The sequence below is a fragment of the Burkholderia sp. HAN2018 genome (assembly GCF_024704855.1).
GTDB classification, from domain to species: Bacteria; Pseudomonadota; Gammaproteobacteria; order Burkholderiales; family Burkholderiaceae; genus Burkholderia; species Burkholderia cepacia.
Genome location: NZ_QOBB01000496.1, coordinates 1 through 1,411 on the forward strand (window position 1 = coordinate 1; position 1,411 = coordinate 1,411).

The window sequence follows — 1,411 nt, forward strand, 5'->3', positions numbered from 1 at the left end:
CGCGCAGCCGGCGAGCGCGAGCGCCGCGCCGGCTGCGGCCAGCGTGCGCTGCGCGCGGGAGGACAGGGAAAACGTCGGGAACATCTGCATCAGAGGCCGTTGATCTGGAGGCGTTTCAGTGTCTGCACGAGCGTGTCGTTGTCCGGCTCGAGCTTCTGCGCGTCACGCCACGCGGAACGCGCGTCGTCCTGCGCGCCGCTCTTCCACAGCACTTCGCCGAGATGCGCGCCGATTTCGGCGTTCGGTTGCAGTTCGTACGCGCGCCGCAGCACCTTCGCCGCACCGGCCGTATCGCCCATCCGGTACTTCACCCAGCCGAGACTGTCCATGATGTAGGCGTCGTTCGGCGCGAGCGTCATCGCCTTGTCGATCAGCTTGCTGGCTTCGGGCAGCCGCTGGTTGCGGTCGGCGAGCGAATAGCCGAGCGCGTTGTACGCCTGCGGATTGTCGGGCTGCGTGCGGATCAGCTCGCGCAGCTGCTTTTCCATCGTCGTGTAGTGGCCGGTTTTTTCGGCCGCCATCGCGTAATCGTAGCGCAGGTCGGGATCGTCCGGGAAGTCCTGGACCGCCTGCCCGAGCCGGGCCTCGGCTTCCGGGTAGCGCTTCGCGGTGAACAGGATCGACGCGTCGGTGCGAGCGACCACGGCGGCATCACGCGGATCCGTGATCGGCAGGTCGTCGAGCACCTTGCGCGCCTCGTCGGTCTTGCCCTGTTTCTGCAGCAGTTGCGCGCGCGTGATCTGCGCGGGGAGATAGTGCTGGCTCGTCTGGTCGACCTTGTCGAGCCATTGCGACGCCAGCGCGTCGTTGTTCTGGTCTATCGCGATCTGCGCGAGGTAGATGTAGCCCTGGCCGACGTCGAGGTTCGGCTGCTTGTCGCCGAGCTGTACGTACTGCTTCAGGTAGGCGGTGGCTTCGTCGAGCTTCTTCTGCTGGATCTTGATCAGCGCGAGCGCCATCAGCGGCGTCGGATCCTTCGAGTCGAGCTTGCGCATCGTCTCGAACTGCTTCTGCGCGTCGTCGAGGCGATCGTCGGCGAGATAGAGCTGCGACAGCGCGAGCCGCGCATCGCGCGACTTCGGATTCTGCTGAACATACTTCTCGAACGACGCGATGCCCGCCGCGCGTTCCGCAGGCCCCATCTGCGACAGCATCAGGGCCGCCGGCAGGTAGTCGGGGCGGATCTGCAGCGCCTGCTTCAGCGACTGCGCGGCGCCGTCCTTGTCGTCGACCGCAAGCTGCTGGCGCGCGATCGCGAGCTGAGCCTCGGGCCGGTTCAGGTCGTTCTTCAGCATGTCCTTCAGCACCGCGAGGCCGCCGACGCGGTCGGGGCCGCGCACGAGCAGCGCCTGCAGCGCGAGGATCGCCGGGCCGCGCGTCTCGCCGGTCGCCCGGGCCAGCTCGCGCGCGA

General features: G+C 67.5%; 1 protein-coding gene. It reads right to left on the reverse strand.

Going from position 1 to position 1,411, the window contains the following annotated elements; translation table 11 throughout:
- Window positions 1-89 precede the first annotated feature (89 nt).
- The coding region (locus DPV74_RS41330) for a tetratricopeptide repeat protein (protein WP_119339285.1) at window positions 90-1,411 on the reverse strand (1,322 nt) is incomplete at its 5' end.